General features: G+C 69.1%; 22 protein-coding genes. 3 read left to right on the forward strand and 19 right to left on the reverse strand.

What is annotated here, in order from left to right; translation table 11 throughout:
• Nucleotides 1–27 precede the first annotated feature (27 nt).
• The 8 genes from deoC to BLS34_RS19965 are packed head-to-tail and all read right to left on the reverse strand — an operon-like array spanning nt 28 to nt 8,205.
• Entirely contained in the window at nt 28–798 is a 771-nt protein-coding gene (gene deoC, locus BLS34_RS19930; protein ID WP_093153172.1) for a deoxyribose-phosphate aldolase, read from the reverse strand.
• The gene (locus tag BLS34_RS19935) at nt 788–1,624 is read right to left on the reverse strand and encodes a purine-nucleoside phosphorylase (RefSeq protein ID WP_093153174.1); all 837 of its coding nucleotides are present in this window, start codon (nt 1,622–1,624) and stop codon (nt 788–790) included. The genes deoC and BLS34_RS19935 overlap by 11 nt, the downstream gene beginning before the upstream one ends.
• On the reverse strand, nt 1,621–2,145 hold the full coding sequence (locus BLS34_RS19940; protein WP_093153177.1) for a GNAT family N-acetyltransferase: 525 nt from the start codon (nt 2,143–2,145) through the stop codon (nt 1,621–1,623). Before BLS34_RS19940 ends, BLS34_RS19935 begins: the two co-directional genes overlap by 4 nt.
• Before the next feature lie 8 nt (nt 2,146–2,153).
• Nucleotides 2,154–3,137 carry an ABC transporter permease gene (locus tag BLS34_RS19945; protein ID WP_093153179.1) on the reverse strand — a complete coding sequence of 328 codons (984 nt, stop codon included), beginning with the start codon at nt 3,135–3,137 and terminating at the stop codon, nt 2,154–2,156.
• On the reverse strand, nt 3,134–4,243 hold the full coding sequence (locus tag BLS34_RS19950; protein WP_028795860.1) for an ABC transporter permease: 1,110 nt from the start codon (nt 4,241–4,243) through the stop codon (nt 3,134–3,136). The genes BLS34_RS19945 and BLS34_RS19950 overlap by 4 nt, the downstream gene beginning before the upstream one ends.
• An 8-nt stretch (nt 4,244–4,251) precedes the next feature.
• Complete coding sequence (locus tag BLS34_RS19955; protein ID WP_093153182.1) at nt 4,252–5,556, reverse strand: anti-phage deoxyguanosine triphosphatase; 1,305 nt, start codon at nt 5,554–5,556, stop codon at nt 4,252–4,254.
• Nucleotides 5,553–7,157, reverse strand: coding sequence for an ABC transporter ATP-binding protein (locus BLS34_RS19960; protein ID WP_245702076.1), 1,605 nt, complete (start codon nt 7,155–7,157; stop codon nt 5,553–5,555). The genes BLS34_RS19955 and BLS34_RS19960 overlap by 4 nt, the downstream gene beginning before the upstream one ends.
• Before the next feature lie 34 nt (nt 7,158–7,191).
• Complete coding sequence (locus BLS34_RS19965) at nt 7,192–8,205, reverse strand: BMP family lipoprotein (RefSeq protein ID WP_093153184.1); 1,014 nt, start codon at nt 8,203–8,205, stop codon at nt 7,192–7,194.
• Nucleotides 8,206–8,342: 137 nt separating this feature from the next.
• On the opposite strand from BLS34_RS19965, the gene BLS34_RS19970 reads away from it, so the two are divergent.
• Complete coding sequence (locus tag BLS34_RS19970; RefSeq protein ID WP_028795857.1) at nt 8,343–8,681, forward strand: DUF1491 family protein; 339 nt, start codon at nt 8,343–8,345, stop codon at nt 8,679–8,681.
• A 26-nt stretch (nt 8,682–8,707) separates the two neighbouring features.
• Here the strand turns inward: BLS34_RS19970 and BLS34_RS19975 are convergent, their stop codons facing one another.
• The 3 genes from BLS34_RS19975 to BLS34_RS19985 form a co-directional block, all read right to left on the reverse strand.
• On the reverse strand, nt 8,708–9,619 hold the full coding sequence (locus BLS34_RS19975; RefSeq protein WP_093153189.1) for a DMT family transporter: 912 nt from the start codon (nt 9,617–9,619) through the stop codon (nt 8,708–8,710).
• A complete protein-coding gene (locus tag BLS34_RS19980) occupies nt 9,594–10,604 on the reverse strand; it encodes an NAD-dependent epimerase/dehydratase family protein (protein ID WP_093153192.1) in 1,011 nt (336 codons plus the stop codon). Before BLS34_RS19980 ends, BLS34_RS19975 begins: the two co-directional genes overlap by 26 nt.
• A 179-nt stretch (nt 10,605–10,783) precedes the next feature.
• The gene (locus BLS34_RS19985) at nt 10,784–11,320 is read right to left on the reverse strand and encodes a peptidylprolyl isomerase (protein WP_028795854.1); all 537 of its coding nucleotides are present in this window, start codon (nt 11,318–11,320) and stop codon (nt 10,784–10,786) included.
• A gap of 192 nt (nt 11,321–11,512) precedes the next feature.
• Between BLS34_RS19985 and BLS34_RS19990 the strand changes: the two genes are divergently transcribed.
• Complete coding sequence (locus BLS34_RS19990; RefSeq protein ID WP_051245114.1) at nt 11,513–13,045, forward strand: DHA2 family efflux MFS transporter permease subunit; 1,533 nt, start codon at nt 11,513–11,515, stop codon at nt 13,043–13,045.
• 12 nt (nt 13,046–13,057) lie between these two features.
• Here the strand turns inward: BLS34_RS19990 and pheT are convergent, their stop codons facing one another.
• Nucleotides 13,058–15,457, reverse strand: a complete 2,400-nt coding sequence (pheT, locus tag BLS34_RS19995; RefSeq protein ID WP_093153194.1) for a phenylalanine--tRNA ligase subunit beta — start codon at nt 15,455–15,457, stop codon at nt 13,058–13,060.
• 3 nt (nt 15,458–15,460) lie between these two features.
• On the reverse strand, nt 15,461–16,531 hold the full coding sequence (gene pheS / locus BLS34_RS20000; protein WP_093153197.1) for a phenylalanine--tRNA ligase subunit alpha: 1,071 nt from the start codon (nt 16,529–16,531) through the stop codon (nt 15,461–15,463).
• Between the two features lie 180 nt (nt 16,532–16,711).
• Here pheS and BLS34_RS20005 point away from each other — a divergent pair, with 180 nt between their 5' ends.
• Complete coding sequence (locus tag BLS34_RS20005; protein WP_215906171.1) at nt 16,712–17,341, forward strand: SOUL family heme-binding protein; 630 nt, start codon at nt 16,712–16,714, stop codon at nt 17,339–17,341.
• A gap of 72 nt (nt 17,342–17,413) precedes the next feature.
• Here the strand turns inward: BLS34_RS20005 and rplT are convergent, their stop codons facing one another.
• From rplT to BLS34_RS20035, 6 genes are all read right to left on the reverse strand, one after another.
• Entirely contained in the window at nt 17,414–17,773 is a 360-nt protein-coding gene (gene rplT / locus BLS34_RS20010; RefSeq protein WP_028795849.1) for a 50S ribosomal protein L20, read from the reverse strand.
• 11 nt (nt 17,774–17,784) lie between these two features.
• Nucleotides 17,785–17,982, reverse strand: a complete 198-nt coding sequence (gene rpmI, locus BLS34_RS20015) for a 50S ribosomal protein L35 (RefSeq protein WP_028795848.1) — start codon at nt 17,980–17,982, stop codon at nt 17,785–17,787.
• 148 nt (nt 17,983–18,130) lie between these two features.
• Nucleotides 18,131–19,006: a ChaN family lipoprotein gene (locus tag BLS34_RS20020; RefSeq protein ID WP_093153201.1), complete on the reverse strand. Its 876-nt coding sequence runs from the start codon at nt 19,004–19,006 to the stop codon at nt 18,131–18,133.
• Between the two features lie 18 nt (nt 19,007–19,024).
• Nucleotides 19,025–20,485 carry an alkaline phosphatase family protein gene (locus tag BLS34_RS20025; protein ID WP_175474314.1) on the reverse strand — a complete coding sequence of 487 codons (1,461 nt, stop codon included), beginning with the start codon at nt 20,483–20,485 and terminating at the stop codon, nt 19,025–19,027.
• Nucleotides 20,486–20,573: 88 nt separating this feature from the next.
• The gene (locus BLS34_RS20030) at nt 20,574–21,767 is read right to left on the reverse strand and encodes an HlyD family secretion protein (protein ID WP_093153206.1); all 1,194 of its coding nucleotides are present in this window, start codon (nt 21,765–21,767) and stop codon (nt 20,574–20,576) included.
• The gene (locus tag BLS34_RS20035) at nt 21,760–22,239 is read right to left on the reverse strand and encodes a MarR family winged helix-turn-helix transcriptional regulator (protein ID WP_038015587.1); all 480 of its coding nucleotides are present in this window, start codon (nt 22,237–22,239) and stop codon (nt 21,760–21,762) included. The genes BLS34_RS20030 and BLS34_RS20035 overlap by 8 nt, the downstream gene beginning before the upstream one ends.
• Between the last annotated feature and the right edge of the window lie 109 nt (nt 22,240–22,348).

The raw sequence follows: 22,348 nt of genomic DNA on the forward strand, positions 1-22,348 counted from the left end.
CTTTGCGAGGCGGCCGGATTCGGTATCTCAATACCCTGCCGACACCGTCGCCGGCCTGCCGTCCAGCGTCGCCAGCAGCGCGTCCAGCAGACCGCTGGCGCCGAAGCGGAAGTTGCTTGGCTCGGCCCGCCCGTTGATCGCATCCGCCAGCCGCAGATAGGCGGCCGCCTGTTCGGTGGTGCGCACGCCGCCGGCGACCTTCACGCCGACCGGGCGGCCCGCCGCCGCTGCGACATCCAGCAGCACATGGGCGGCCTCCAGCGTGGCGGAAATCGCCACCTTGCCGGTGGAGGTCTTCAGGAAATCCGCCCCCGCGTCCACCGCCAGCGCCGCCGCCTCTCGGATCGCGGACGGGGTCAGCAGGCGCCCGGTCTCCAGGATCACCTTCAGGGTCGCCTCGCCGGTCATCAGCCGGGCCATGTCGAGCACCGCCCGGGCCTCCGCGACCCGGCCGGTCAGCAGGGCGGTATAGGGCAGCACCACGTCGATCTCGTCGGCGCCGTCGGCGATGGCCGGCAGGATCTCGTCGCGTACCTGCTCCACATTGTCGCGGCCGTGCGGGAAGTTGACCACGGTGCAGACCGTCACGCCGCTTCCCTCCAGCCGGTCGCGGCAGAGCGGCACGAAGCGCGGCCACACGCAGACGGCGGCGACCGGGCCTGCGGGGGTGACCGCGCGGCGGCAGAGTGTCTCGATGGCCGCGTCGTCGTCGCCGTCGTTCAGCGAGGTCAGGTCGAGGCAGGCGATCGCCCGGCGGGCGGTCTCGGCCAGGGCATCGGTGGAGGTGTCAGAGGTCATCGGCGGCGATCCCGGCGAAGGCGGTGAGCAGGCGGGCGAGGTCCATGGCCATACCGGCCCCGGTGGTCATGACGTCGGCATGGTCCAGCGCGGCGCCGGCGCCCATCCCGGCGGCCAGGTTTGTGATGGTCGAGATCCCGGCCACCTTCACCCCCATATGCCGCAGCGCGATGCATTCCGGCACGGTGGACATCCCGACCGCATCGGCGCCCAGGGTCCGGAAGGCGCGGATCTCCGCCGGGGTCTCGAAGCTCGGGCCCGGGTACCAGAAGTAGACGCCTTCCGCGAGGTCGAGTCCGATTCCCTCGGCGGCGGCGGCCAGATGGCCGCGCAGGCCCGGATCGTAGGCGGTGGTCATATCGATGAACCGGGCACCCAGCGCATCCAGGTTCGGTCCGGTCAGCGGGTTCTGGCCGGACCAGTTGATGTGGTCGGCGATCGCCATCAGCCGGCCGGGTCCGACCTCCTCGCGCAGGGAGCCAGCGGCGTTGGTCAGCACCACCGCATTGCAGCCGAGCCGGACGAGCGTGCGCACGGGACGCACCACGTCGGCCATCGGGTGCCCTTCATAGGCATGGGCCCGGCCGCGCAGCATGGCGACCGGCACACCGCCGAGCGAGCCCAGCCGCAGCCGTCCGGCATGGCTGTCCACGGCGGGCTTCGGAAAGCCGGGAATATCGGCATAGGAAATGTCGACCGGGTCCGTGATCGCCTCGGCGCAGGCATCCAGCCCGGAGCCGAGCACAATACCGAGAAGCGGCCGGAACCCGGGGGCGGCAGCCTGGATGGCCGCGACGGCGGCGTCTATACGGTCGATTTCGGTCATGACAGGGCGATCCGATAAATGACGCCGGGATAGAGCGGGCCGCAGGGCCGCTGGACGATGTCGCTGCCGCAGAGCTCGCCGCCCAGGCTTTCGGAGATCCGGCGGCTGCGGTGGTTCTCCTCGGCCGCGACATAGAGCACGTCCGCCTCCCTCAGGACGTCGCGGACATAGCCGATCAGGCCGACGATTGCCTCCCGTCCGTAGCCCTGGCCCTGGGCATCTGCACGGATCCAGATGCCGAGGTCGGGTCGCTGGTGCTTGCGATAGTGAATGCCCCCCATGCCGAGAAACCGCGTCGACGCCTTTTCCCGGATCGGCACCGCCACCTCGCGCCCCTCTGCCGCCAGGACCAGCCATTTGCGGCCGAGCTCGCGGATCTCGTCCACGGACTGCGCCGGATTGAAGGTCATGTACTCGCAGATCTCCGGCGTGACGGCGTCGAAGATGTCCCGCGCGTCGTCCGCGCGATAGGCGCGCAGGCGCAGCCGCTCGGTCTCGATCTCCAGGGACGACAGGTCCATGGCCCGCCTCACCGTTCCTTCACATAGGGCACGCCGATCGCCCGGGGGGCGATGGCCTTGCCGATGAAGCCCGCGAGCAGGATCACCGTCAAGGCATAGGGCAGGGCCTGGATCAGCGCCACCGGCGCCCGGCCGATGCCGGGGATCTCCACGCCTTGGAGCCTTGTGGCGACGGCGTCGAGGAAGCCGAACAGCAGGCAGGCCATCAGGGCCGGAACCGGCCGCCACTTGCCGAAGATCAGGGCGGCCAGCGCGATGTAGCCCTTGCCCGCCGTCATGTCGCGCACAAAGGCGGCGGACTGGGCGGTGGAGAGATAGGCGCCGGCGATCCCGCACAGCGCCCCGGTGAACAGCAGCGCCCGGTAGCGCAGGAAGGTCACCGAGATGCCGGCGGTGTCGACCGCGCTCGGGCTCTCGCCGACGGCGCGCAGGCGCAGGCCGAACCGGGTGCGGTACACCACCCACCAGTTGAACGGGACGGAGAGCAGAGCGACATAGACCAGGATGTTGTGGCCGCTGATCACCTCGGCATAGAGCTGGCCGATCACCGGGACCTCGCGGACCGCGGTGGCGAAGGGCCAGACCAGGGCGCGGAACCGGCCGTCGGAGGCCAGCGGCGGCGTCTGCCCGCCCTGGGAGAACCAGGCGATGCCGAGCACAATGGTCAGCCCGGCCACCAGCACGTTGATCGCCACGCCGCTGACCACCTGGTCGCCGCGATGGGTGATGCAGGCGAAGCCGTGCAGCATGGCGAGCGCCGTCGACACCGCCATGGCGGCGAGCAGTCCGAGCCAGGCATTGCCGGTGACATAGGCGGTGGCGGCGGCGGCAAAGGCGCCGGCCAGCATCTTGCCTTCCAGCCCGATATCCACCACCCCGGAGCGCTCGCTGAACAGCCCGGCCATGGCGCACAGGATCAGCGGCGCGGCAACCCGGATGGTGGCATCCAGGGTCAGGATCGACAGCAGCCAGAGATCGGCGAGGTCGGTCATTGCGCCGCCTCCCGCCGGGCCGTCCAGGCCCGCCACAGCTTCAGCGCCGTCGGGTGCAGCATGAAGGCGAGCGCGCCGGAGAACAGGATCACCAGGCCCTGGATCACAACGACCAGATCCCGGGTGATGGTCTGGAATTCGAAATCGAGCTCGGTGCCGCCCTGATACAGGGCGCCGAACAGCAGGCTGGCCAGCACGATCCCGACCGGGTGGCTGCGGCCCATCAGGGCGACGGCGATGCCGGTGAAGCCGTAGCCGGCGGTGAAGTTCAGCAGCAGCCGGTGATGCACGCCCAGGATCTCGTTCAGCCCGACGAAGCCGGCCAGCGCGCCGGAGATCACCATGGAGACGACGATCACCCGCTTGGGGTCGATGCCGGCATAGACGGCCGCCTTCTCGTTATGGCCGACCGTGCGGATCGCGTAGCCCCAGCGGGTGCGCCAGATCAGCAGCCAGACGAAGATGCAGGCCAGCCCGGCCCAGACGATCGACAGGTTCAGCGGCGCGGGTGTGACGTCGATGCCGAAGCCGGCGAGGATGTCGTGCATGAAGGGCAGCCAGGCGCTCTCCGCCATCTCCCGGCTCTGCGGCGACATCTGACCCGGCTCTATCACCACGTTCACCATCAGGTGCACCATCAGGGCGGCGGCCAGGAAGTTGAACATGATGGTGGTGATGACGATGTGGCTGCCACGATGGGCCTGCAGCCAGGCCGGAATGAACGCCCAGGCCGCCCCGAACACGCCGCCGGCCAGCCCCGCGAGCGGGATCAGCAGCCAGCCGGGCAGGGCGGTGTCCAGCGACAGGGCGACGACGCCCACGCCCAGCCCGCCGATATAGGCCTGGCCCTCGCCGCCGATGTTGAACAGCCCGGCATGGTGGGCGACCGCCACGGCCAGTCCGGTGAAGATCAGGTTGGTGGTGTAGTACAGCGTGTAGCCGAGCGAGCCGGGATAGCCGAAGGCGCCCGCCACCAGCACGTCCAGCGCCTCCAGCGGGTTCTCGCCCACCAGCAGCACGATCAGGCCGGCGACCAGGAAGGCCATCAGGATATTCAGCGCCGGCAGGACGCCGATATCGATCCAGGCGGGCAGCTCCCGGCTCATGCAGGTCCTCAGAGTTCGTCGGTGGTGGTGCCGAAGCCCGGCTCGAACATGCGCCGGTACAGCCGCTCGGCATAGGTATCGGTCATCCCGGCGATGTAGTCGCAGACCTGCCGCCGGATCGGGTCGCTGTCCAGCAGGTCGTCGCGCGCGCCCTCCGGGATCATGGTCGGGTCCAGCACCAGCTCGTCGAACAGGCTGTTCACCACCAGATGCCCCTTGCGGCGGAGCTGGCGGACCGAGGCGCTGTTGATCACCGTCTGGTAGACGAAAGTCTTCAGGAACCGCACCAGATCCTTCACCGGCCCGGCGAAGTCCACCGTGTGGCGCAGCAGCGGATGTTCGAATTCCGGGCGCTCGAACACGGTGACGTGGGTGACCAGCACGTTGACCAGGGCGGAGATCGCCTGTTTGCGATCGTAGCTGGAACGCGAGAACAGGGCATCGGCCAGGGCGTCGCGGTCGAGGCCGAGGCCCTCCGTCTTCAGCCCCTCGAAATCCGGCAGGTCGGTGGCGGCGGCGGCATAGGCCTCGAAGGTGTCGCGGCGGATCAGCCCGCGGGCGATGGCGTCCTCCAGGTCGTGGACCCCGTAGGCGATGTCGTCGGCGCATTCCATCAGCGCGCAGTCCATGGTGCGGTAGATCGGCCGCCCGGTCGTGTCCAGCGCCGGCAGGGTGTCGCGGTCGGCGTTGGAGAACGGCGCCAGCGCCCAGTCGACGATGTCCTGCTCGCTGTCCAGGTAGCATTTCGGCGGCCGGTCGTCGGCATCCTTGCCGAGCGTGGCGAAGGCGGCGGAGCAGGCGGAGTAGGAGGCCGGGTATTTCAGCACCGCCAGGTTCAGCCGCCGCGTCGGGTTCAGGCCGATGCCCGGACGCCGGTACTTCTCCAGCCGGTTCAGCACGCGCAGGGTCTGGCCGTTGCCCTCGAAGCCGCCGCTGCCGGCCATGCAGGCGTTGAGGGTCTCCTCGCCGCTATGGCCGTAGGGCGGGTGGCCGAGGTCGTGGGCGTGGCAGGAGGCGGTCATCAGCGAGGCCGAGGGCAGCCAGGCCTTCACCGTCTCCGGCACCGACGGATCGGCGCGGATCTTCAGCAGCAGCCCTTCGCCGATCTGGCCGCATTCGATGCTGTGGGTCAGACGGGTACGGTGGAAATCGCCCTCGCCGGTGGCCATGACCTGGGTCTTGCCCTGCAGCCGGCGGAAGGCCGCGGAATGGATCACCCGTCCCTTGTCATGGTCGTAGGCGTCGCGCACATCGGCCGAGCGCGGCGGCTCCGGATGGCGGCGCTCGGTGAGGGCCGCAAGATCGTCCTTCATGCCGGATCTCCCTGGGTACGACCTTGCGCGCGGATTTCGGACAGGGGCACGTTGGCCATCATCAGGCCGAGCGTGCGGTCGTCGGCCTCGTCGGCCGGCAGCTCGCCGACCAGGGCGCCGCCGCACATCACCAGGATGCGGTCGCTCAGTCCCATGATCTCGTCCAGCTCGACCGAGACCAGCAGGATGGCGGCGCCGGCATCGCGCATGGCGACGAGCTGGCGGTGGATGAACTCGATGGCGCCGATATCGACGCCGCGGGTCGGCTGGCCGACCAGCAGGATCTTCGGATCGCCGTCCAGCTCGCGGGCCAGGACCAGCTTCTGCTGGTTGCCGCCGGAGAACAGGGAGGATTTCAGCGACGGGTCCGGCGGGCGGACGTCGAAGCCCTCCATCTTCGCCCGGCAGGCCTCCTCGATCGCGCCTGGATCGGTCAGCACGCCCGCGTTGTAGCGGTCGTCCGTGTGGTGGCCGAGGATCGCGCTCTCCTTGGCGTCGAAATCCATCACCATGCCCATGGCGTGGCGGTCCTCCGGTACATGGCCGACTCCGGCTGCCCGCACCGCCGCCCCGTTGGATGGACGGTCGGGCGCGATCTCAAGATCGCCGAGCCGCACGGTGCCCGTCGTGGGGGCCCGCAGCCCGGCCAGCACCTCCAGCAGCTCGCTCTGGCCGTTGCCGGACACCCCGGCCAGGCCGACGATCTCGCCGGCCCGCACGGTGAAGGAGACGTCGTGCAGCCGGGTCACTCCGGCGCTGTCGACCACGCCGAGACCGGCGACCGAGAGCAGCGGCGCCCCGGGACTGGCGGGACCCTTGTCGACCCGGAACAGCACCTTGCGGCCGACCATCAGCTCGGCCAGTTCCCCGCGCGAGGTCTCCGCGGTCGGCCGGTGGGCGACCATCTCGCCGCGGCGCATCACCGAGACGGTGTCGGTGACCGCCAGGATCTCGCGCAGCTTGTGGGTGATCAGGATGACGGTGACGCCCTCGCGCTTCAGTTCACGCAGGATCTCGAAGAGCTGGTCGGTCTCCTGCGGCGTCAGCACGCCGGTCGGCTCGTCCAGGATCAGGATGCGGGCGCCGCGATACAGCGCCTTCAGGATCTCCACCCGCTGCTGCAGACCGACGGGCAGCTCGCCGACGATCGCATCCGGGTCGATCTCCAGCCCGTACTCGCGGCCCAGGCGCAGCAGCTCCGCTCGGGCGGCGCCGATGCCCGCTGCCAGCAGCGGTGCGCCCTCCGCCCCAAGCATGACGTTCTCCAGCACGGTGAAGGGCGGGACCAGCATGAAGTGCTGATGCACCATGCCGATGCCGGCGCGGATCGCGTCCTTGGCGTTGCGGATCGTCACCCGCCGGCCGTCGATCCGGATCTCCCCCGAATCGGCCTCGTAGAAGCCGTAGAGGATGCTCATCAATGTGGATTTACCGGCGCCGTTCTCGCCGACGATGCCGTGGATCGTTCCCGGCGTAACCGACAGGGACACGTCGCGGTTTGCCTGGACCGGTCCGAACCGCTTCTCGATGCCGATCAGCTCGATGGCAGGGGAAGAGGACGGGACGGAGCGCGTGTCGGCCGTGTCTTCGGCGATGCTCACTCCGTCCCCTCCACGTTTGCTGCGCTGCGCCGGCTCAGTGCGGGCAGGCGTTGTCGGACATGTAGTCGTGCACCGTGATCTTGCCGAGGCTGATGCTCGACTTGGCCAGCTCCACCTCGCGCTTCATCTCGCCGCTGATCAGATCCCGGTTGTTGTCGTCCAGCGCCCAGTCGACGCCGCCCTCGGCCAGGCCGAGATTCTGCACGCCGGTGGTGAACTTGTCGTTCGCCGCGTCGGAGAACGCCATGTAGGCGGCCACGTCCACCCGCTTCAGCATCGAGGTCAGCATGGTGCCCGGATGCAGGTGGTTCTGGTTGCTGTCGACGCCGATCGCCAGCTTGCCGCTGTCGGCGGCCGCCTGGTAGACGCCGAGGCCGGTGCCGCCGGCGGCGGCGAAGATCACGTCGGCGCCCCGGTCGAACTGCGACTTGGCGAGCTCGCTGCCCTTGGTCGGGTCGTTCCAGGCCGACGGCGTGGTGCCGGTCATGTTCTGAAACACGTCGATGTCCGGATTGGCGTGCTTGGCACCCTGGACATAGCCGCAGGCGAAGCGGCGGATCAGCGGAATGTCCATGCCGCCGACGAATCCGATCTTGCCGCTCTTCGACGCCATGGCGGCGAGCATGCCGACCAGGAACGAGCCCTCATGCTCCTTGAAGACGATGGAGCGCACGTTCGGCAGGTCGACCACGCTGTCGATGATGGCGAAGTTGGTGTCCGGATTGGCCTTGGCGACCTTCTCCATGGCCGGAGCCTGGGCGAAGCCGACGCCGAGCACCGGGTTGGCGCCGCGCTGTGCCATGCGGGCGATGGCCTGCTCGCGCTGGGTCTCGTTGGTGACCTCGAACTCGCGGTAGTCGATGCCGGTCTCCGACTTGAACTTCTCGACGCCGTTATAGACGCCCTCGTTGAAGCTCTTGTCGAACTTGCCGCCCATGTCGAAAACGACGGCGGGGGAAATGTCGGCCGCCAGGGCCGGGCCGGCCATCATGGTCAGCGCAACGGCGGCCCCCAGGAACGGATTCCGGCCGAGAAGACGAAGGTGCATGGTGAGCTCCCCTGTTTGGGTCCGTCAAATCGACGGTTGAGGTGTAATCTATGCGAAATCATAAGGTGTTCCCAGCGTCTCGGGCCCAGCGTCTCGGGTCCAGCGTCTCGCGGGACGAACACAACGAAGAGGTTAGTGTGACGGAACCGCGACTCAAGGCAGGGATCATCGTGCAGGCGGCAATCCGTCAGGCCAGCGCGCGCGGCATATCGGCGACGGTGGTGCGCCATGGCGACGACGATGCCGGACAGGTCTTCGTGGTGGTCAACCGGGGGCGCGATATCGGCTTCGTCCTGCTGGCGCCGACCCGCGACTACGACAGCGGCAAGATGGTCTGGCGCCGCCCCCTGGGCGAGCATCCGCTGCCGGAATACGAGGTCGACGCCCATATCGAGAAGGAACGCCGCATCGATCCCGACCTCTGGGTGCTGGAGATCGAGGCGCGCGACGGCTGGCACCCGTTCGACGAGGGGTGAAGGCGCTGCCGTCATAGTGACGGACGTCAGGATGACGGACGGAACCGGCCGGATAGCTGCAGCGCCACGATGCCGCCGAGCACCATCGCCGCGCCGACCCCCTGGGCCGCCGTCATCGCCTCGCCGAACAGCAGATAGGCCGCGACGATGGAGGTCACCGGCTGCAGGTTGTTCACGATGGAGCTGGTCTCCGCCCCGATCCGCGGAATCGAGGCGAAATACAGCGGGATCGAGCAGCCCTGCAGCAGGATCACGCCGAGCGCGCCGAGCCAGCCGGCGGTGGTGACCGGCGCCGTCAGCCCGGTCGTCGCCGGCACGATGATGCTCAGCGCGACGGCGGCCACCAGTGCCATGTGAAACATGATCACCAGGGTGTCCCGCCCGCCCATCGCCCGGCCGATCCAGGTGACGTTGACCGCGCAGGCGATGCCGGCCGACAGGCCGAGGAGCAGGCCGCGCGGATCGAGATGGTGGAAGCCTTCCCCCAGCATGACGGCGAGGCCGGCGAAGGCGGTCAGGAAGGCGGCGAGCCGCAGGGTACCGGGCCAGCGCCGGTCGAGCAGGGCGGTGAAGACGCTGACCAGCGGCGGGTAGACGAAGAACAGCAGGGCGGCGACGCCGACCGGGATGAACTGCACGGCGCCGATATTGCCGAAGAACATATGGGCCAGCAGCAGCCCGAGCCCCAGGCAGTTCAGCCAGGCCGTGCGGTCGACCCGCAGGGAGCGGCCCGAGGCGAGGCACCACGCGCCCACCAGGGCGACTACGAACCAGGCCCGCACCAGGGCGACGGACTGGCCGTTGGTGCCGCCCTCGAAGGCGATCCGGGCGACGGCGATGGCGAGGCCGAGCCCCACCGTCGCCGCCAGGGCGAGTGCGAAGCCGACGAGACGCCCGCGCCGACGCTCGGCGTCAGCTTCGGTCCCAGAAAGTGCCATGGTCGCGGATCCAGCCGATGAAGTCGGCCATGGTCGCGGCAAGGTCGTCGGGCAGCCGGTGGCCGGCCTCGGTCGCCAGCCGGTCCGGCTTCATGGGGAAGCGGTCCTGGTCGGACCACAGGTTGACCGTCGCCGTCTCGCCGGGTTCGGCCAGGCGGTAGGAGAAGCCCGGGAACGCCTCGGCCAGCGGGGCGCACATGTCCATGACGCTGACCTGTCGGGCCGAAGTGACGTTGAACAGGTCGCTCTTCAGGGACCCGGTCGGCGTCGCCATCAAGGCCTGCAGGGCGCCGGCGACATGCCGGGAATAGGTCCAGTCCAGCGCGTCGCGCCGGTCGAAGATCGCGGTGCCGCCGGCGCGGGCCAGCAGGGCGGCCTGCATCGGCGCCGACAGGGTGTCGCGGGCACCGCTGTCGATCTCCCAGGCGCCGTAGATCGTCGACAGCCGCACCGAGCGGGTGTCCAGATCGGTCAGCTCGGCGTAGCGCCGCACCAGCCGCTCGGAGCCGAACTTGGTCATGCCGTAGATCTTGAACGGCTCCTCGCGGGTGCCGTACTCGTCCAGCGGGCCGCTCCAGCCGGTGTCGCCGAACGCGCCGGTGCCGTAGGCCGCTCCCGAGGAGATGTTGATCAGCCGCCTGGCCCCGGTCTTGGCGGCGGCCTTCAGGGTATGGGCGAGGCCGACCAGGTTGACCTCGATCACGCTCTCCGGCGCCTCGCGCTCCCGGTCGGGGCCGGAGGTGACGGCGGCGCCGTAGAACACCTGGTCGACCCTGTGGTCGCCGATCGCCTGGGCGATGGGCTCGGCCTGGCGGATGTCGCCCTGGATCAGGGTGTAGGAGCCGGGCAGGGCGTCGAGCCGGGCCTTGGCCACCGGATGCAGCGGGTTGCGGTCGAACAGCACGACCTGCTGGCCGTCCTCCAGGTAGCGCTCGGCCACCGCGAGGCCGATGAAGCCGCATCCGCCGGCGATCAGGGTGGTCATGGTCCGTCTCCGATGTGTGGATCACGTCCAACCAGCCTATCCCGTCGTCCTGACGAAAGTCAGGACCAAGATTCCGGCGGCGGTGCGCCGCTGTTCCTGATTTGCATCAGGATGACGGGGGAGGGGCATCCGAACGGACCGCGCCCCGAGCAGGAACCCGCCCAGGACGCGGTCGACTGTTACTGCGTGTCCGCCTGGACCTTCATCGAGACGATGCTGTCCGGGTTGCGCGGCGGCTCGCCGCGGGCGATGGCGTCCACATGCTCCATGCCGTCGGTCACCTGGCCCCACACGGTGTACTGGCCGTTCAGGAACGAGCAGTCGTTGAAGCAGATGAAGAACTGGCTGTTGGCGCTGTGCGGCGCCTGGGTGCGGGCCATGCCGATGGTGCCGCGGCTGAAATTGGTGTCGGTGAACTCGGCGCGCAGGTCGTCCTTGTCGGAACCGCCCCGGCCGGTGCCGGTCGGGTCGCCGGTCTGGGCCATGAAGCCTTCGATCACGCGGTGGAACACGACGCCGTCGTAGAAGCCCTCGCGCGTGAGCTCCTTGATGCGGTCGACGTGGTTCGGCGCCAGGTCGGGGCGCAGCTCGATGACCACGGGCCCGTCCTTCAGCTCCATGATCAGCGTGTTCTCAGGACCGGCGGCGGCTGCCCCGTTGGTGTCGGTCGTCATGATCGCTCCGATAATGCTTGCGGCGAACGCCAGTCGGCGCATCGACGTCTCCTTCGGCTTAAGGGTGATCGGGTCATCCCCCCACGTGTCCCGCACCTTACCGAAGCGTGCCGTGCAGGCAAGCGCTGCTGCCGCCACGAGGGCTTTTCAACGGGTAACGGGCCGCCGCCGAACATGCCATGATGGTCAAAAGATCAAAAGAAGACCGAACAAGGGAGGAGGGTGCACGGGCGCATGGCGACCGCCGTCCCATCCGCATTGCCCGACGCCGCCGGGACCAGCTTCGCGCAGCGCGCCGTCATCCTGGTATCGCTCACCTTCGTGACGATGCTCTACACGATGACGGTGATGATCGCGAACGTGGCGCTGCCGAAGATGCAGGGCACCTTCGCCGCCACCACCGACCAGATCGCCCTGGTCGTCACCTTCAACATCGTCGCCACGGCGGTGATGACGCCGGCCTCGGGCTGGCTCGCCTCGCGGTTCAGCCGGCGCTCGCTGATGTTCTGGTGTGCGGTCGGATTCACTGCCGCGTCGTTCCTGTGCGGGGTGGCGCAGAGCCTGGAGGAGCTGGTGCTGTACCGCATCCTGCAGGGCGGGTTCGGCGCGCCGCTGGTGCCGCTGGCCCAGGCGACGATCCTGGACACTTTCCCGCGCCACCAGCACGGCACGGCGACGGCGGTGTTCTCCATGGGCGTGGTGTTCGGCCCGATCATCGGTCCGACCGTCGGCGGCTTCCTGGCCGAGGAGCTGGGCTGGCGCTGGGTGTTCTTCCTGCTGGTACCGTTCGGGCTGATCGCCATCACCGCGATCACGGTGGTGATCCAGGACCGCCGGCGATCCAATGCGATGCGGCTGGACTGGTTCGGCTTCCTCACCCTGTCGGTGGCCATCGCCTCGTTCCAGTTCATGCTGGACCGGGGCCAGCGGCTCGACTGGTTCGAATCGCCGGAGATCATGATCGAGGCGATCGTCGCGGCGCTGGCCTTCTATCTGTTCCTGGCCCATGTGGCGACGGCGGAGAAGCCGTTCCTGAACCTCGCCATGTTCCGCGACCGGAACTACGCCATCGGCTGTACCATCATGTTCCTGTTCGGCATGATCCTGTGGACGCCGATGGTGCTGTTCCCGCCGATGATGGCGAACATCCAGGGCTATCCGGAGGCGGAGATCGGCGTGTTCATGGCCCTGCGCGGCCTGGGCACCCTGGTCGCCTCGGTGGTGATGGCCTTCATCAACCGGCTGTTCGACCCGCGCCTGCTGCTGACCATCGGCTTTGTGCTTCAAGGGGTGGCCGCCGCCTATATGGGCGGGTTCGACATCAACCTGTCGCCCTTCGCGCTGGCCTGGACCAGCCTGCTGGCCGGGTTCGGGGTCGGGTTCATCTGGGTGCCGATCACGCTGATCACTTTCCGCACCCTCGACAAGGCCTTCATGAACGAGGCGACGGCGATCTACCACCTGATCCGCAATGTCGGCTCGTCGATCTTCATCTCGGTGACCATCGCGCTGGTCATCCGTACCACGGCGGCCGGCTACACGGAGCTCGTGCCCTTCGTGTCGATCTTCGCCGAAGCGAACACGCTGTTCGGCCTGCGCGGCGACTGGCCGACCGACAGCGAGCGGGCGCTGGCCGGGCTGGGGGCGGAGATGCGGCGGCAGGCGGTGATGCTGGGCTACATCAACGCCTTCTACCTCTACGCCGCCACCTGCTTCGCCATCATCCCGTTCGTGTTCATGGTGAAGTACCGGCGCGCGGAGCGGTGAGGGCGGGGCCGGTCAGCCCCGCAGCACGCCGCCGGTCTGCTTCTCCACATTGGCGACGATCTTGGCGGAGACCGCCTCGATCTGCTCGTCGGTCAGGGTGGCGTCGCGTGGCTGCAGGATGACCTCCACCGCGATCGACTTGGTACCCTCGGCAAGGCCCGGCCCGGTGTATTCGTCGAACACATGGACCCCGTCGATCAGCGCCTTGTCGGCGCCGGCCGCCGCCCGGGCGATCCTGTCCGCCGGCACGTCCGTCGCCACCACGAAGGCGAAGTCGCGGGCCACCGGCTGGAACGGGATGCGCTCCAGCAGCGGGCGCTGCGGCCCCTTGCGCTTCGGCATCGGCACGTTGTCCAGCAGCACCTCGAAGGCCACCGCCGGACCCTTCACGTCGAAGGCCGCCAGGATGCGCGGGTGCAGCTCGCCGAACCGGGCCATGACCTTCGGCCCGAGACGCAGGCAGCCGGAGCGGCCCGGGTGGTACCAGTCCGGCGCGTCGGTGGAGACCTGAAGGTTGGCCACCGGCGCCTCCAGCATCTCCAGCAGGTCGAGCACGTCGGCCTTGGCGTCGAAGGCGTCCACCGCCCGGTCGGCCTTGCGCCAGTCGCGCGGTCCGGTGCGGCCGACCCGCAGCCCGACGGCGGCCTGGGACTGATCCTCCGGCCGGTCGCCGGCATATTCCGGGCCGACCTCGAACATGGCGATGTCCGGATAGCCGGCATTGGCGTTGCGCGCGGCGGCGGCCAGCAGATTCGGCAGGATCGACGGGCGCATCACGTCCAGGTCGGCGCTGATCGGATTGACCAGATGCAGGGCCGGTGCCCCGCCGCCGAACAGCTCTGCATGCTTGGCCGGCAGGAAGGAGAAGGTCACCGCCTCCATCATGCCGCGGCCGGCAAGCGCCCGCTTGGCGAGGCGGCGGCGGTTCTGCTCGGCGGTCAGGGCCGGCTGGCCGACCACGCTGGTGCGCTCCATGGAGACCGGCGCGATCCTGTCGTAGCCGTGGACCCGGACGACCTCTTCCACCAGATCGGCCTCGCCCTCCACGTCGCCGCGCCACGGCGGCGGGGTGACGCTCATGGTCTCGCCCGACCCTTCCACCTCGAAGCCGAGGGTGGTGAGGATGCGCTGGGCTTCGGCCTCCGGCACCTCGACGCCGCACAGGGCGGCGATGCGGGAATGGCGCAGGGGCAGCTTGCGGCGCCAGTCGCGCCCCTCGCCGTTCAGGACGGTCTCGCTGACCTCGCCGCCGCAGATATCCAGCACCATGCGGGCGGCGACCTCGGCCCCCCACCAGGGGCCGGTCTGATCGAGGCCGCGCTCGAACCGGTAGCGGGCGTCGGATAGCACGCCGAGCTTGCGCCCGGTGGCGGCCACGGAGGTTTCGTCGAAGATCGCGACCTCCAGGAACATGTCCGTGGTGTCGTCGTCCACGCCGGTGCGCTCGCCGCCCATGATGCCGGCGAGATCGTCGACGCCGTTCGCGTCGCCGATCACCAGCATGCCGGCCTCGAAGGTGTAGTCCTTGCCGTTCAGGGCGCGGTAGGTCTCGCCGTCCCTGGCCAGTCGGATCGTCGGGTTGCCGTGCAGCTTCTTGGCGTCATAGGCGTGCAGCGGCCGGCCGAGATCGAGCATCATGTAGTTGGTGATGTCGACCAGGGCGGAAATCGGGCGCAGGCCGACGGCGCGCAGACGGTCCTGCATCCAGGCCGGGGACGGGCCGTTCTTCACGCCGCGGAAATAGCGGCCGCTGACCGCCGGGCAGAGATGCGCCTGGTCGGCCGGCAGGTCGATATCGAAGCGCAGCGGGCTGGCGAACGTACCCTCGACCGGCGAGGTGTCCAGCGGCTTCAGGGTGCCGAGGCCGGAGGCGGCGAGATCGCGGGCGATGCCGCGCACGCCGAGGCAGTCGGCCCGGTCCGGGGTGATGGCGATGTCGATGATCGGGTCGTCCAGCCCGGCATAGGCGGCATAGGCCTGGCCGACCGGCGCGTCGTCCGGCAGGTCGATGATGCCGTCGTGATTGTCGCTCAGGCCGAGCTCGCGCTCCGACAGCAGCATGCCGTTGCTGTCCTCGCCGCGGATCTTGCCCGGCTTCAGCAGCAGGTCGGTGCCCGGCACGTAGCTGCCCGGCGGGGCGAAGACGCCCTTCATGCCGGTGCGGGCGTTCGGCGCGCCGCAGACCACCTGCACGATACCGTCGCCGGCATCGACCTTGCAGACCCGCAGGCGGTCGGCATTCGGGTGCTGCACCGCCTCCACCACATGGGCGACGCGGAACGCGGCGAAGGCGGCGGCGCGGTCTTCCACTTCCTCAAGCTCGAGGCCGAGCATGGTGAGCCGGTCGGTGATCTCCTGGAGCGACGCGTCGGTGTCCAGATGATCCTTCAGCCAGGACAGGGTGAACTTCATGGCTCAGAGGCCTCCGGCGATGGTCGGCTGGGCCAGCGGCACGAAGCCGTAATGGCGCATCCAGCGCAGGTCGCTGTCATAGAATGGGCGCAGGTCGGGGATGCCGTATTTCAACATGGCGATCCGCTCGATCCCCATGCCGAAGGCGAAGCCCTGGTACTCGGTCGGGTCGATCCCGGCATAGCGCAGCACGTTGGGGTGCACCATGCCGGAGCCGAGGATCTCCAGCCAGTCGCCGTGATTGCCGATCTTCAGCTCGCCGCCGGCGCGCGAGCAGCCGATATCGACCTCGGCCGAGGGTTCGGTGAACGGGAAGTAGCTCGGCCGGAAGCGCAGCGGCAGGTCGTCGATGCCGAAGAAGGCCCGGCAGAAATCGGTCAGGCAGCCCTTCAGGTGGCCCATATGGCTGATCTTGTCGATCACCAGCCCCTCGACCTGATGGAACATGGGCGAGTGGGTGGCGTCGTGGTCGGAGCGGAAGGTGCGGCCCGGCACGATGATGCGGATCGGCGGGGTCTGCTTCTCCATGGTGCGGATCTGCACCGGGCTGGTGTGGGTGCGCAGGACCTTTCGCTCGCCGTTGGCGTCCGGCGTCAGATAGAAGGTGTCGTGGTCCTGGCGCGCCGGATGGTCCGGCGGGAAGTTGAGCGCCTCGAAGTTATAGTAGTCGCTCTCGATATCCGGCCCTTCGGCGACCACGAAGCCCATCTCGGCGAAGATCGCGGTCAGCTCGTCGATGGTCTGGGTGATCGGGTGGATGCGGCCCTTCATCTCCGGGCGCGCCGGCAGGGAGACGTCGATCCGCTCGGCGACGAGGCGGGTGTCCAGCGCGGCGGCCGCCAGCTCGCCTTTGCGCGCATCGAGGGCGCCGGCCACCCGGTCCTTGATCCGGTTCAGCGCCTGGCCGGCTTCCTTGCGGGTCTCCGGGTCCATGCCGCCGAGGGTCTTCATCTCGGCGGTCAGTCGCCCTTTCTTGCCCAGGGCGGCGACCCGCACCTGCTCCAGCGCGTCGAGATCCCCCGCACGCTCCACCTCGGCCAGCAGTTCGGCCTCTAACGCTTCGATATTTGCCATCAGTCTGTGCCCGTTTCCCGGTCCGGTGGGCGCCGTTTTAGCGGGTCGCCAACGGTTTTGCGAGCCCTCAGGCGCCATGACCCGGACGCGCGCCGGTCGGGCAGGCCCGGGCGGGTTCGACGGCGGCCGGTTTCGCCCCACATCTGTGTCGCGCCCACGGGCTGCAGGGCAGGAGGAAGCGTGGAGAACGGGAAGCGGATGGGACGGGGCAAGAAGGCCACCATCGCCGCGGTGGCGGCGATCTGCGTGCTGGCCGTCTCGCTGGCGGGAGGATGGTACTGGGTGACTCATAGCGTGGAACAGCCGGCCTATACGGTGGTCGAGGCCGACGGCGATATCGAGCTGCGCGATTACCCGGCGATGGTGGTGGCGGAGGCGGTGACGGCGGGTGACCGGCAGGAGGGCGTGCGCCAGGGCTTCCGGGCGCTGGCCGGCTACATCTTTGCCAAGGACCGCGACGGCGAACGCATCGCGATGACCGCGCCGGTGATCCAGCAGCCGACCGAAGGCAACGGCGGCGGCGCGTGGCGGGTCCGTTTCGTGATGCCGTCGCAGTATGCGCTGGACGCGTTGCCGCGCCCGGCCGGCGGGGAGGTGGCGCTCGACCGCTGGCCGCCGATGCGGCTCGCCGCCATCCGGTTCAGCGGCTGGGCCGACGACGCGGACTTCGCGGAGCACGAGGCACGGCTGCGCGACTGGCTGGCCGGGCAGGGGCTGGAGCCCGAGGGGCCGCCGCTGCTGGCCTATTACGACGATCCGTGGACGCCGGGCGTTCTCCGGCGCAACGAGGTCCTGCTGCGGTTCCGGTGAGGGCCGGCCGGCAAAGGAAAAGGGCCGATCCTGCGACCGGCCCTCCCAATTCGTCTCGATCTGCGTCCGGCGTTACGCCTTCAGCGCGGCCTCGGCCTGATCGACGATGCTCTTGAACGCGGCGGGCTCGTGGATCGCCAGATCGGACAGGACCTTACGGTCCAGTTCGATGCCGGCGAGCTTGAGGCCGTTCATGAACCGCGAATAGGTCATGCCGTACTGACGCACACCGGCGTTGATGCGCTGGATCCAGAGAGCGCGGAAATCGCGCTTGCGGACCCGGCGATCCCGGTAGGCGTACTGCTGGCCCTTCTCGACCGCCTGGACGGCGATCCGGAAGACGTTCTTGCGACGGCCATAGTAGCCCTTGGCGGCGTCCGTGACCTTCTTGTGGCGGGCATGCGCAGTGGTGCCCCGCTTAACTCGTGCCATCTATCCGCTCCTCAACCGTAGGGCATGAACCGCTTGACGATCTTCTGATCGGCCTCGGCCAATACGAAGGTCCCGCGGGCCTGGCGCTTCATCTTCTGGGAACGGCGGCGCAGCATGTGGCGCTTGTACGCGACGTTGCCCTTGATCTTTCCGGACCCCGTCGTGCGAAAGCGGCCTTTGACGCTGCTTTTCGTCTTCATCTTGGGCATTTTGTCGCTCCTTTGGTCTCGACGTCTCGACTTCTCGTCGGCCGGGCAGCCCTTGTTCGCCCAGACGCGACGGCCCATCCCCGGCACAGGTCCGGAGCGGGAAGGCGGGGATATACGGGAAACGTCCCGATAGGGCAAGCGGAGTCCGCTATTTCCTGCCGGAGAACCGTTTCCGCAGGGCGACGCACGGATCGACCCGCTCCGGCGACGGAAAGGCGCGCAGATAGTCGAACCCGCCATCCGCATGTCCTTCGCTCAGGCCGACGGCGACGACCGGTGTGTCGGGGGCGAGGCGGCGCAGGAACAGGGGCACCCCGATATCCGTGCGGACATGGCCGCGTCCTGCGATCAGCACCGCGCCGTCTCCAGACTCTGCCGCCTCGACCATGGCGGCGGCCATGGAGGCGTCGCGGGCGGCCTGGACATCCACCATGGATCCCAACTGCGTCCGGGGGACCAGCCGGCAATGGCCCTCGTACACCGCGTCCAGGTGAGCCTGCGTCGCCGAAGGCGGGAGCGGCCGGTCGAGACCCCAGGACGCGAGACGCTCCGCGGTCAGGGCGGCGAGACCGCCCTGCGCCACCGCCCGGGTCGCCTCGCGCTCCAGCCCGCCGGCGACCATCGGCAGCCGGGCGTCGATGGCGGCCGACAAGATCGGTCGGTAGAGGGTGAAGTCGGGCCAGCCGCTCTCGGCCCAGCCGACGGCTTCGGCGAAGGCGTCGGGCGACCGCGCCGTCGCTCCCGATGCCCAGGCGTCCACGGCGTCCTGCCGGTCGCGGGGCACCATCTCCCAGACCACCGCCGGGCGCCGGCCGGACGCGGTCATGGTCCGCAGCAGGGCCGCCTGGGCGGCGTGGTGGTGCGGGTTGTCGTGGGTCTCCCCGATCAGGACGAAGACCGCCCGGACCGCCGCCTGGTTCAGCTCGCTCCGGGAGGACGGGGTGCCGTCGCCGCGCAGCCATCCCTGCGCCGCGAGAACGCTCGGTGTCGAAACCAGCAGCAGGGCGAGAAAAAGGATCCGCATCCCTTCAAGATAAACCGGTCAGGTCGTCCGCATACCCCAGCGCAGATACGGCCGCTTCGCGCCGCCGACGGTCGCCGTCACGATCTTCTGGGCGTAGCCGCCGCGGCCGGCCTCGTGCACCTGCTCCGAAACGTCGGGTGCGGGGTCGCCGACGGCGAAGGCCTCCTCGATGGGACGACCGGCCATCAGCGGGTGCTGGGGCAGGCCGAGGGTCTTCAGGATGGTCGGCGAGACGTCGATCGTGCCGCTGGGCGTTTCGATCTCCACGCCCTTGCGGAAGCTGTCGCCGCCGAGGAACAGACAGTGGTTCAGCTCGCGCCGGTTCAGGCCGCCATGCATGCCGCCGCCCAGCGGAATGTCCGGGTTGTCGGCCAGGATCACGCCGGGCAGCCCGCCGTCGCTGTCCCGGTCCCAGGACCGCAGGGTGAAGGCCACGTCGGCGGCGCGCGGGCTGTCCCAGTTCACCACCGAGATCGGCAGGGTGCCGTCGTCGCCGGCGCCGGCCCGGGTCATGATCGGGCCGCACCAGTCCTGGGCCTGCAGGGTCTCCACCAGCCGGGCGATCAGCGCGGGGTCGCGGTCGCGCACGGCGATATGGGCGGAGTAGCCGGGCTTCAGGGCGTAGTCGACATCGGGGCCGAGCGCCTTGCCGACCTTCAGGCCTTCGGCCGTCAGCGCCTCGGCGACGCTGAGCTGGCCTTCCACGGTGACATGGCCGTGGTCGGACATGGCGATGATGTTCCAGCCGGCGTCGCGGCCCTCCGCGCGCCACCAGTCGAGGATGCGGCCGAAGCCGGCATCGACCGCGCCGATCGCGCTCTGGCCGTCGCCGCTGGCGAGGCCGCGGTAGTGATAGGACAGGTCCGGCTCGTTCAGCCACAGCACGCAGGCGTCCGGATCGTGGTCGGGGATCGTGTGCTCCAGCAGCACCTTCACCGCCCAGTCGGCCACGCCGGTATTGGGGAAGACCTGCTCCGGCACCGGTCCGAAGCGGTCGACCACCTTGGCGAAATTGGCGGCCGGGGTGGAGATCGCGTCGCCCCAGATCGACAGCACGGGCTGGTTCAGCTCGGCGGCGCGGCCGGCCAGCAGGCGGGCGTTGCCGACCTTGCCGGTGGTGACGGCGGCGAACTTGCGCCCCGCACCCCACAGGATTTCGCTCAGGTGATGCGCGGCGATCAGCCTGCCGTAAATCTTATCGGCGGCGCGCATGCGCTCGTCGTCGGAGGTGTCCATCGCCGAGGAGAAACCCAGCGCCGGATCGTAGAAGGCATTGGCCATGATCCCGTGACCGGCCGGCGGATGCCCGGTCATCGACGTGGTCACCTGCACCCGCGTCTCGCTCGGGAAGGCCGAGCCCGTGTTGCGCATCCACACGCCGCCGGTGGCGAAGCCGTGGATGTTCGGGGCCTGGTTCGGCGTGACGTGATCGGGACGCAGGCCGTCGAAGACGACGACCAGAACTTTCGGCGCGGGCATGGGAACACTCCGGGGATCGGAAGGACGTGGGGAGTATCCTACTACACCGAGGAGATGACCATCCGGTGACAGCCGGCGTCGCCCAGGGTTACTGGGCCGCCTCGCCATCCGGCCCGCGCAGGGCGGCCAGCGACTCGCGCACGGTGGTGAGCAGCGCGCGCTCGCGCTCGGTGTCGATCGAGATCGACGCGGTCATGCCGGCGCGCAGGGTCGGGCGGCCCTCGACCGTCTCCAGGTCGATCCGCACCGGGATGCGCTGCACCACCTTCACCCAGTTGCCCGAGGCGTTCTGCGGCGGCAGCACCGCAAATTCCGCCCCGGTGGCCGGCGCGATCGAGGTGATCCGCGCCTTCCAGGTCACGTCCGGATAGGCGTCGATCCCGACCTCCACGACCTGGCCCTCGCGCACATGGGTGAGCTGGGTCTCCTTCAGGTTCGCCACCACCCAGGTGTCGTCGGCCTCGATCAGGCCGAAGGCGGGGTCGCCCTCCTCCAGCCACTCGCCCGGCTCCAGATGGACCTGGGTGACGATGCCGTCGGCCGGGGCGCGGACCTCGGTATAGCCGAGATGCAGTTCGGCGACTTCGCGGGCGGTCTGCGCCTCGATGTATTTGGGATGCAGCTCGACCGCGCGCTCCGGGTCGCCGCCGAGTTCGGCCAGGACCGTGCGCACCTTCTCCTGCAGGGCGCGCACCCGCTGGCGGGCGGAGGCGACCTCGAACTCGGCCTCGTCCAGCCGCGCCTCGGTGGTGACGCCGCGCTTGTTGAGCTGGCGTTGGCGGTCGGCCTCGCGGGCGAAATAGGAGACGGTCTCGCGCGCTTCGTCGATCTCGGCCTGAACCTGATGGAACTCGGCCCGGGTCGCCTCGACCTCCTGGCGGACGGTCAGCATCCGCGCCTCGGCCGACTTCAACTCCAGCCAGTTGGTGTCCGGGTCGAGACGGAACAGCAGCTCGCCGGCTTTCACCCGCTGATCGTTCCTCACGAAGACCTCGGTCACCCGACCGTCGATATCGGTGGAGACGGCGATGATATGCGCCTTCACATAGGCGTTCTCGGTGGTCACGAACCGCCCGGTGACGGCATAGAGATAGGACGCGCCGACCAGGGCGAGGACCGGGATGACCACCAGCAGGACGAGCCGCTTGACCCAGCGGCCGCGCCGGCGCCTGGGCCGGGCGCTGTGGGCGGTAATCGGGCCGTCCTCGGAGGGCACGACGCCCTGGTTGCCGCCCTGGTTTCCGCCGGGGTTGGCGCCGTCATTCTTCTCGATGTCAGTCATCGGCCGCCTCCGCCTGCGCCGCCGGGCCCGCCAGTTCGTCGAAGGCGTAGAGGTTGGTCTTGATCTTCAGCAGGGTATCGATGAAGGCCTCGTGCTCCTCGCGGGTGAGGCCCTTCATGGCGTCGCTACGGATGTCGGCGGCGATGCCGCGCAACTCGCGCATCAGCCCCTGGACCTTCTCGGTCAGCACCACGCGCTTGATGCGCCGGTCGACCGGGTCGGGCCGGCGTTCGACCCAGCCCTTGTCCTCCAGCCGGTCGAGCAGGCGGCCGAGCGTGGCCTTCTCCAACTCCATGAAGGCGGCGAGTTCGGATTGGGCCATGCCCTCCTTGGCATAGAGGGCGGTCAGCACCCACCATTGGGAGCGGGTCAGCCCGAGCTCCTTGCCGCGACGGTCGAACGCCACCCGCATCAGTCGGGCGACGTCGTGGACGAGGAACCCGAAGTTCCGGTGCAGGTCTGTGCGTTCCATGGAGGGCAAATATAGTTGCCATGACAACCGTTGCCAAGCAGATCATAGAGGTCGGCGACAAGTCGCATGGCGACGACTGGACAGCGTGCCAGAAGTCGCGGAGTCATCG

It is taken from the genome of Thalassobaculum litoreum DSM 18839 (assembly GCF_900102465.1).
Taxonomy (GTDB): domain Bacteria; phylum Pseudomonadota; class Alphaproteobacteria; order Thalassobaculales; family Thalassobaculaceae; genus Thalassobaculum; species Thalassobaculum litoreum.

Bases quoted from the DNA above. Each gene is read 5' to 3' on its own strand.
- BLS34_RS19950 (WP_028795860.1), bottom strand. From the start codon at position 4,243: ATGAGCCGGGAGCTGCCCGCCTGGATCGATATCGGCGTCCTGCCGGCG.
- BLS34_RS19980 (WP_093153192.1), bottom strand. From the start codon at position 10,604: ATGACCACCCTGATCGCCGGCGGATGCGGCTTCATCGGCCTCGCGGTG.
- BLS34_RS19965 (WP_093153184.1), bottom strand. From the start codon at position 8,205: ATGCACCTTCGTCTTCTCGGCCGGAATCCGTTCCTGGGGGCCGCCGTT.
- deoC (WP_093153172.1), bottom strand. From the start codon at position 798: ATGACCTCTGACACCTCCACCGATGCCCTGGCCGAGACCGCCCGCCGG.
- BLS34_RS19940 (WP_093153177.1), bottom strand. From the start codon at position 2,145: ATGGACCTGTCGTCCCTGGAGATCGAGACCGAGCGGCTGCGCCTGCGC.
- BLS34_RS19990 (WP_051245114.1), top strand. From the start codon at position 11,513: ATGGCGACCGCCGTCCCATCCGCATTGCCCGACGCCGCCGGGACCAGC.
- rplT (WP_028795849.1), bottom strand. From the start codon at position 17,773: ATGGCACGAGTTAAGCGGGGCACCACTGCGCATGCCCGCCACAAGAAG.
- BLS34_RS20035 (WP_038015587.1), bottom strand. From the start codon at position 22,239: ATGGAACGCACAGACCTGCACCGGAACTTCGGGTTCCTCGTCCACGAC.
- BLS34_RS19945 (WP_093153179.1), bottom strand. From the start codon at position 3,137: ATGACCGACCTCGCCGATCTCTGGCTGCTGTCGATCCTGACCCTGGAT.
- BLS34_RS19955 (WP_093153182.1), bottom strand. From the start codon at position 5,556: ATGAAGGACGATCTTGCGGCCCTCACCGAGCGCCGCCATCCGGAGCCG.
- BLS34_RS20025 (WP_175474314.1), bottom strand. From the start codon at position 20,485: ATGCCCGCGCCGAAAGTTCTGGTCGTCGTCTTCGACGGCCTGCGTCCC.
- BLS34_RS19935 (WP_093153174.1), bottom strand. From the start codon at position 1,624: ATGACCGAAATCGACCGTATAGACGCCGCCGTCGCGGCCATCCAGGCT.
- BLS34_RS19975 (WP_093153189.1), bottom strand. From the start codon at position 9,619: ATGGCACTTTCTGGGACCGAAGCTGACGCCGAGCGTCGGCGCGGGCGT.
- BLS34_RS19985 (WP_028795854.1), bottom strand. From the start codon at position 11,320: ATGCGCCGACTGGCGTTCGCCGCAAGCATTATCGGAGCGATCATGACG.
- BLS34_RS20020 (WP_093153201.1), bottom strand. From the start codon at position 19,006: ATGCGGATCCTTTTTCTCGCCCTGCTGCTGGTTTCGACACCGAGCGTT.
- pheT (WP_093153194.1), bottom strand. From the start codon at position 15,457: ATGAAGTTCACCCTGTCCTGGCTGAAGGATCATCTGGACACCGACGCG.
- BLS34_RS20030 (WP_093153206.1), bottom strand. From the start codon at position 21,767: ATGACTGACATCGAGAAGAATGACGGCGCCAACCCCGGCGGAAACCAG.
- rpmI (WP_028795848.1), bottom strand. From the start codon at position 17,982: ATGCCCAAGATGAAGACGAAAAGCAGCGTCAAAGGCCGCTTTCGCACG.
- pheS (WP_093153197.1), bottom strand. From the start codon at position 16,531: ATGGCAAATATCGAAGCGTTAGAGGCCGAACTGCTGGCCGAGGTGGAG.